This is a genomic window from Streptomyces macrolidinus, from assembly GCF_023887685.1.
Taxonomy (GTDB): domain Bacteria; phylum Actinomycetota; class Actinomycetes; order Streptomycetales; family Streptomycetaceae; genus Streptomyces; species Streptomyces macrolidinus.
The window spans coordinates 136,562-143,890 of the sequence record NZ_JAMWMR010000019.1 but is presented as its reverse complement, the minus strand read 5'-3'; the positions used below and the strand labels follow the sequence as shown (position 1 = coordinate 143,890).

The window sequence follows — 7,329 nt, the reverse complement described above, 5'->3', positions numbered from 1 at the left end:
TTCTGACTCTATCAGATCCTTTCGGCCCTGATTCCCCGTCAGCGGGGCTTGTCTTCCCGGCCGCTGGGCCGTTCCGACGTCCCAAACCTTAGCGGATCTCTTCCGCGATTCCCAATCGAGTGGATCAGGGCTCGTCGAAGCCGATTCGAATTGAATTCGAGCATGCGAATTCAACCCTGTCGGGCGATCGTGCTGAGTGGTTTGGTTGCCGCTAGCGCGGCGAATGCGTTCTCGTAGAACCGTTACGGTCCCGTGGCAACTCGGAGAACACTACGGATCCGAGGGTGGGCTGTCAAGCCTGCCCGGGGTGAAGCGTCGGCAAACCGTCGGTGGACGGTCAGTCGAGGTCGCTGAGCCGGCCGCCCGCGTCCGGCTGGGCGTGCTCCACGCGGCGGAGCAGGCGGGTCAGCGCCTCGCCCAGGACGACGCGCTCCTCGGGAGAGAGGTCCTGGAGCAGGTCCTCCTCGAACACCGTGGCCAGGCGCATCGCCTCCAGCCACTTCTCACGGCCGTCCGCGGTCAGCTCGACGATCACGCGGACCCGGTTGGCCTCGTCGCGCTCCCGGGTGACCAGCCCCTCGCTCACCATGCGGTCGATGCGGTGGGTCATCGCGGCCGGCGTCAGCCCGAGCCGCTTGGCCAGGTCGCTCGGCCCCAGTTGATAGGGGGCTCCGGACAGGACCAGTGCCTTGAGTACCTCCCACTCGGCGTTGCTGATGCCGAGCGCGGAGGTCTGGCGGCCGTAGGCGACGTTCATACGGCGGTTGAGGCGGGACAGCGCCGAGACGATCTTCTCGACCTGGGGGTCCAGGTCCTGGAACTCGCGCTGGTAGGCGGCGATCTGTTCCTCGAGGGTCGGCTCGCTGACGCCGTATGTATCGCCCATGGCCCGCAGTATGGCACGCGTCGGCTTGGCATCGAAGTCCTTGGACGTATACTGTTTAGGATCTAACTTTAGCTTCGAAGTCTTCAGGGTTAACCGCTTCAGGGGTAAGACGTCCTGTCTCCCGCGGCCCCTCTCTCCTAAGGCAGGTGAACGTGACCAGGGCAATGGGCGCAGCGATGCGCCGGGTTCATGTGGGCAACGCACTCAGCGCGTTCGGCCTCGGCTTCACCGTTCCGTATCTGTACGTCTATGTGGCGCAGGTGCGGAATCTCGGTGCTGTGACGGCGGGTCTCGTACTCGCCGTCTTCGCCGTCGCCGCGCTCGTCGTGCTCCCGTTCGCCGGGCGGGCCATCGTCCGGCGCGGCCCGCTGCCGGTGCTGCTCGCCTCGCTGGTCACCGCCGCCGTCGGCGCGCTGAGCCTGGGTCTCGCGAGCGGCGCTTCGGCCGTGCTGCTCTCGGCGGCGCTGCTCGGTGCGGGGCAGGCCGTGATGCAGCCGGCGCTGGCCACGATGATCGTGGACTGCTCGACGGCGGAGACGCGGTCGCGGGCGTTCGCCATGCAGTTCTTCCTGCAGAACCTGGGCCTCGGTGTCGGCGGATTGATCGGCGGCCATCTCGTCGACACGTCGAGGGCGATGTCCTTCACGCTGCTGTTCGCGATCGAGGCGGCGATGTTCCTGCTGCTCGTCGGGGTCATGGCGACGGTGCGGATGCCGCGCGCTCCGAAGCTCGACGACGCCGCGCCTCAGGGCGGCAAGGCGAGCTGGAAGCAGTTGCTGGAGAACCGGGCGATGGTGCAGTTGTGCGTCCTGGGCTTCGTGCTGTTCTTCGCCTGCTACGGGCAGTTCGAGTCGGGGCTGAGCGCCTACGGTGTCGAGGCGGCCGGGATCGCGCCGTCCACGCTGGGCACGGCGCTGGCGGCCAACACGGCCGTGATCGTCGTCGCGCAGTTCGCGGTGCTGCGGTTCGTGGAGCGCAAGAAGCGGACCCGGGTGATCGCGTCCGTGGGACTCATCTGGGCCGTCGCCTGGGCCGCCGCGGCGTACGCGGGGCTGGGGCACGGCAGCCGGGCCATGGCCACCGCGACGTTCATCTCGACGTACGGGCTCTTCGGGCTCGGTGAGGCGCTGCTGTCGCCCACGGTCGCTCCGCTGGTCGCGGATCTGGCGCCGACGGGGCTCGCGGGTCAGTACAACTCGGCCTTCGCCCTGGTGAAGCAGCTCGCTCTCGCGGTGGGTCCGGCCATCGGCGGTCCGCTGGCCGCGTCGCTGCCCGGCCCGTACGTCGTCACGTTCCTGCTGTGCTCGCTGGGCATCACGGTCCTGGCGCTCCGGCTCGGGCGGCATCTCACGCCGGCGCAGGACCAGCCGTCGGCCAAGAGCCGGGTGGTGACGCAGGGGACGGCCGCTCTGTCGGAGCGTGCGGAGGTCAGCCCGTCCGGCGTGTGAGGACGGGGCCCGTTCGGGCTGCCGGGGTCCGGGGGTGCGAGGCGTGGGTGCCTCGGTCCCCGGACCCTCGGCTGTTCACGGCAGGGTGAACTCGCACCACACCGCCTTGCCGCCTCCCGGTGTCCGCCGCGAGCCCCAACCGGCGGCGATGGTCGCCACGATCGCGATCCCGCGGCCCGCCTCGTCCGCGGGCTCCGCGCGTCGGCGGCGGGGCAGATGGTCGTCCCCGTCCGTCACCTCGATGATCAGCCGCCGGTCGGTGCGCCGCAGGCGCAGCCGCATCGGCGGGGTCCCGTGCTGCAGGGAGTTCGCGACCAGTTCGCTTGCCGCCAGCACGCCCAGATCATGCAGCTCGGGCGGGAAGCGCCAGCTCGTCAGGACGCCGGAGGCGAAGGCACGCGCGCGTGGCGCCGCCTCCACCCCGCCGAGCAGTTCCAGAGCGGCGTTGCGGAAGAGTTCGCCGTCCGGGCCCGTACGCGCCGGGTGCTGGAGGACCAGGACCGCCACGTCGTCGTCGTGTCCCGCGGTGACGCCCGCGGAGCGGAGCAGGCGGTCGCAGATCACCTGGGGTGTGCCCGTGGCACCGGCGAGCGCGTTCTCCAGGGCGGCGATGCCCTCGTCCAGGTCCGCGTCCCGGCGCTCGACCAGGCCGTCCGTGTAGAGGACCGCGGTGGAGCCGGGTGCCAGCGGCACTGAGCCCGATGTGTGGATCCAGCCGCCTGTGCCGAGCGGTGGTCCGGTGGGTTCGTCGGCGCGCAGCACGTCGCCGTTCTCGTCGCGCACCAGGATCGGGAGGTGGCCCGCCGACGCGTACACCAGCCGGCCCTCGTTCGGGTCGTGAACGGCGTACACGCAGGTCGCGATCTGGTTGGCGTCGATCTCTGCGGCGAGGCCGTCGAGGAGTTGGAGGACCTCGTGCGGGGGCAGGTCGAGGCGGGCGTAGGCGCGGACGGCCGTACGGAGCTGGCCCATCACGGCAGCCGCCCGGACGCCCCGGCCCATCACGTCGCCGATGACCAGGGCCGTGCGGCCACCGCCCAGGGTGATCACGTCGTACCAGTCGCCGCCGACCGCGGCTTCCGTACCGCCGGGCTGGTAGGTGGCGGCGATGCGCAGGTCGTCGGGCTGCTCCAGCTCCTGGGGCAGCAGGGAGCGTTGGAGGGTCACCGCGGTCTCGCGCTGTTCGCGCTCGCTGGCGCGCAGCCGTTCGGCGGCCTCGGCATGGTCTGTGACGTCGGTGGCGAAGACGAGCACGCCCCCGGCCGCGTCGTCGGGCAGGTCCACGGGGGTGCACGTGAACGTGTAGGACCGGCCGTCGGGTGCCTTGCGGGACTTGACCGTGCGCGGCTTGGAGCTGCGCAGGACCTGGTCGAGGAGGGGGAGGAGGCCGAGCCGGTCCAGCTCGGGCAGCGCCTCACACGCGGGTTCGCCGACGGGGCGGGTGCCGAAGGCCGCCGCGTAGGCGTCGTTCACGTACGCGATGCGGTGGTCGGGGCCGTGCACCAGGGCGACGAGGGCCGGGACGCGGTCGAGGACCTCGCGTACGGGCAGGTCGTCGACGGCGGGCACGCTCGGCGGGTCGTCGGTGAGCCGCTCACCGCGGGCCGCGGGTACGGAGCCGTCTCCCCGCCGGTCCGTGGAGACCGTGTGCTCGGTCCGCGCTGCGGCGCGGCGCTGTGTTCCGGGGAGCCGGGCGCTCCAGCGCGTGAAGTTCACCGATTCCTTGCCTTGTCGTTGTCGTCTCCGGCCGGCTCCGGATCCTGTCGGGGGTCCGGGGCCTGCGCCCAGGGGTGCCGCAGGGGGAGTTCCTTGTGGATGTGCCGGGGTGGGTGCCGGCCCGCCCCGGGGCGTGGACCAGTCTGGCCGACCGGACCGACACCCGTTGGACGCCCGTGCCTCCGGCAGAGTTCCTGCATCCGCTCAGAACGACCCCTTCGGGTCCCCTGAAGCCTTTCCACCGGCCGCGAGTTCGAACTCCGCTCGGGGATGTTCGAGTGATCCGAGCGAGACGATCTCCCTTGTGAAGAGCCCCGCCAGGATCCATTCGGCCAGGACACGCGCCTTGCGGTTGAAGGTCGGCACCCTGCTGAGGTGGTAGACGCGGTGCATGAACCAGGCGGGGTAGCCCTTCAGCTTGCGTCCGTAGACGTGCGCGACGCCCTTGTGCAGTCCCAGGGAGGCGACCGAGCCGACGTACTTGTGTGCGTACGTCTCCAGGGGCTCGTCGCGCAGCGCGTGCACGATGTTGTCGCCGAGGACCCTGGCCTGGCGGAGGGCGTGCTGGGCGTTGGGGGCGGTCTCCCGGCCCGGCTCCTTGGCGGTGACGTCGGGGACGGCCGCCGCGTCTCCCGCGGCCCACGCGTGTGCGACGCCGTCCACGCCGAGTCGAGGGGTGCACCTCAGGCGTCCGCGGCCGTTCAGCGGCAGGTCGGTGGCCGCGAGCACCGGGTGCGGCTTCACCCCGGCCGTCCACACGACCGTACGCGCGGGGAAGCGCGCGCCGTCGGAGAGGACGACGGTCCGGTCGGCGCACGACTCGAGGCGGGTCTTCAGACGCACCTCGATGTTGCGGCGGCGCAGCTCGGTGACGGTGTAGCGGCCCATCTCCGCGCCGACCTCCGGGAGGATGCGGTCGGAGGCCTCCACGAGGATCCACTTCATGTCCTCGGGCTTGACGTTGTGGTAGTACCGCGCGGCGTAGCGGGCCATGTCCTCCAGTTCGCCGAGCGCCTCCACGCCGGCGAATCCGCCGCCCACGAAGACGAAGGTGAGGGCCGCGTCGCGGAGGGCTGGGTCGCGGGTGGAGGAGGCGATGTCCATCTGCTCGAGGACGTGGTTGCGCAGGCCGATGGCCTCCTCGACGGTCTTGAAGCCGATGCCGTGCTCGGCGAGGCCGGGGATCGGCAGGGTGCGCGAGACGGAGCCCGGGGCCAGGACGAGTTCGTCGTAGGAGAGCTGTTCGGTGCGGCCGTTCTCCTCGGTGGCGGGCGTGGAGAGGGTGGCGGTGCGGCGGGCGTGGTCGATGGACGTGGCCTCGCCGACGACGATCTGGCAGTCCGCGAGGACGCGGCGCAGGGAGACGACCACGTGGCGCGGCGAGATGGCGCCGGCCGCCGCCTCGGGCAGGAACGGCTGGTACGTCATGTACGGCTCGGGCGAGACCACCACGATCTCGGCTTCGCGCTTCCTGATCTCCGCCTTCAGCCTCTGTTGCAGGCGCAGGGCCGTGTACAGGCCGACGTAGCCGCCACCGATGACGAGGACGCGTACGCACGTGCGGGGTTCGGGGGCCATCGCCCGATGGATCGCAGCCGTCACCATCCCATGACGCACCCGTCTCTCAAGTTTGTCCACAGGCCCGGCAAATTGTGTGACCGGGCGCGGGTGGCGGGCAGCGTGGGCGGGTGTGCTGGAGTCCGGGGAAAGGGCGCAGGTCAGATGGGGTGCGTGGGGTGGCGTTAGGGGGCGTAATCAGGAGGTAAGCGGCCCGTACTCCGATCGGGGGGCGCTCCGTGCGGAACCAGCCCCTTCTGAATTGCCCCTCCCTCAACTATGTTCGTGTGACGACGGGGTGTAGGGGGATGGGTTCGATCGGGTCCGCGACGGGCGGCCCCGGTCACGCGACGGCGCTTGTTCCTACGCTCCGGCTTCCGATGACGGGAAGTGTCTCCGGGGGGAGACGTCATTACCGGGGGATCGCTTATGCACATGCAGAACACTCACTGGTCATCCGCGTCCGCCGTGGCACCGGCCGACGCGATGGACGCGGCGGCGGGTGACGGACGCGGGGACGGCCCGCGGACGACGCCGCTGCGCGTGGACGCACAGCGCAATCTGGAGCACGTACTGCGCGCGGCGCGCGAGGTCTTCGGCGAGCTGGGGTACGGCGCGCCGATGGAGGACGTGGCGCGGCGCGCGAGGGTCGGTGTCGGCACGGTGTACCGGCGCTTCCCGAGCAAGGACGTCCTGGTGCGCCGGATAGCCGAGGAGGAGACCGCCCGGCTGACCGGGCAGGCGCGGGCGGCGCTCAGCGAGGAGGACGAGCCGTGGTCGGCGCTCTCGCGCTTCCTGCGCATGTCGGTGGCGTCGGGCGCGGGACGGCTGCTGCCGCCGCAGGTGCTGCGGGTGGGCGTCGTCGAAGCGGGGCCCGAGGAGTCGGGCGGGGCATCGGCGGACGAGGCCCGGCTGCCCCAGCAGCGGACCCAGCCGGCCGGCGAGCTGCGGCTGGTCGGGCAGCGGTCGGCGGAGCCGGACGACGCGGGCGCGACGACCCTGCTGGACGTCGTCGGGCAGTTGGTGGAGCGGGCCCGCGCGGCGGGTGAACTGCGCGCGGACGTGGCGGTGTCGGACGTACTGCTGGTGATAGCGACGGCCGCCCCCCTGCTCCCGGACGCCGCCCAGCAGGCAGCCGCCTCGACCCGCCTGCTCGACATCCTCCTGGAGGGCCTGCGCTCACGCCCGGCGTGAGCCGGACGGCCGGCTGAGCCTTGGCCAGCAGGCGCGGGAGAGGCCCTGACGGGCCGTTACGCATCCGCGCCCGCTGCCCGGCCCCGTACGGCGGTCCCCACCGAGAGTGCCTGCGGGTCACGCCCGGCGTAAGGCGGGCGGCCGACTGCGCCTTCAGGGCGGCGACCCGCCGGACGCGGACGAGGCCTGACGGCCGTTACGCTCCCACGCCCGCGGCCCGGCCCCGTACGGCAACCCCTACCGGGAGTACCTGCGGACACGCCTGACGCAAGACGGGCGGCCGACTGCGCCTTCAGGGCGGCGACCCGCCGGACGCGGACGAGGCCTGACGGCCGTTACGCTCCCGCGTTCAGTCCCGGCTCGGTACGGCGACTCCCGTCTGTACAGCGCGGGCGCGGACGGGTGTGCGGCAGGCGGCGTCTGAGTCCTGGCGCCAGCGACGGGCCCGCCGAGCACGGGGCAGGGTCCTGGCGGGCAGTGACGCCCCCCACGCCCAGTGCTCGGCCCCGTATACGGCAATCCCCGCCG

General features: G+C 71.8%; 5 protein-coding genes. 2 read left to right on the top strand and 3 right to left on the bottom strand.

All coding sequences use genetic code 11. The features are described 5' to 3' along the window. Positions 1 to 337: 337 nt before the first annotated feature. Entirely contained in the window at positions 338 to 886 is a 549-nt protein-coding gene (locus tag NGF19_RS20940; RefSeq protein WP_252426585.1) for a MarR family winged helix-turn-helix transcriptional regulator, read from the bottom strand. A 164-nt stretch (positions 887 to 1,050) separates the two neighbouring features. Here NGF19_RS20940 and NGF19_RS20935 point away from each other — a divergent pair, with 164 nt between their 5' ends. Beyond that, positions 1,051 to 2,334, top strand: coding sequence for an MFS transporter (locus NGF19_RS20935; protein WP_252426596.1), 1,284 nt, complete (start codon positions 1,051 to 1,053; stop codon positions 2,332 to 2,334). Between the two features lie 75 nt (positions 2,335 to 2,409). Here the strand turns inward: NGF19_RS20935 and NGF19_RS20930 are convergent, their stop codons facing one another. Both NGF19_RS20930 and NGF19_RS20925 read right to left on the bottom strand, forming a co-directional pair. Further along, entirely contained in the window at positions 2,410 to 4,050 is a 1,641-nt protein-coding gene (locus tag NGF19_RS20930) for an ATP-binding SpoIIE family protein phosphatase (RefSeq protein ID WP_252426584.1), read from the bottom strand. Positions 4,051 to 4,254: 204 nt separating this feature from the next. Then, positions 4,255 to 5,628, bottom strand: a complete 1,374-nt coding sequence (locus NGF19_RS20925; protein WP_252426583.1) for an NAD(P)/FAD-dependent oxidoreductase — start codon at positions 5,626 to 5,628, stop codon at positions 4,255 to 4,257. Positions 5,629 to 6,036: 408 nt separating this feature from the next. Here NGF19_RS20925 and NGF19_RS20920 point away from each other — a divergent pair, with 408 nt between their 5' ends. Beyond that, complete coding sequence (locus tag NGF19_RS20920; RefSeq protein ID WP_252426582.1) at positions 6,037 to 6,801, top strand: TetR/AcrR family transcriptional regulator; 765 nt, start codon at positions 6,037 to 6,039, stop codon at positions 6,799 to 6,801. Positions 6,802 to 7,329: the final 528 nt, after the last annotated feature.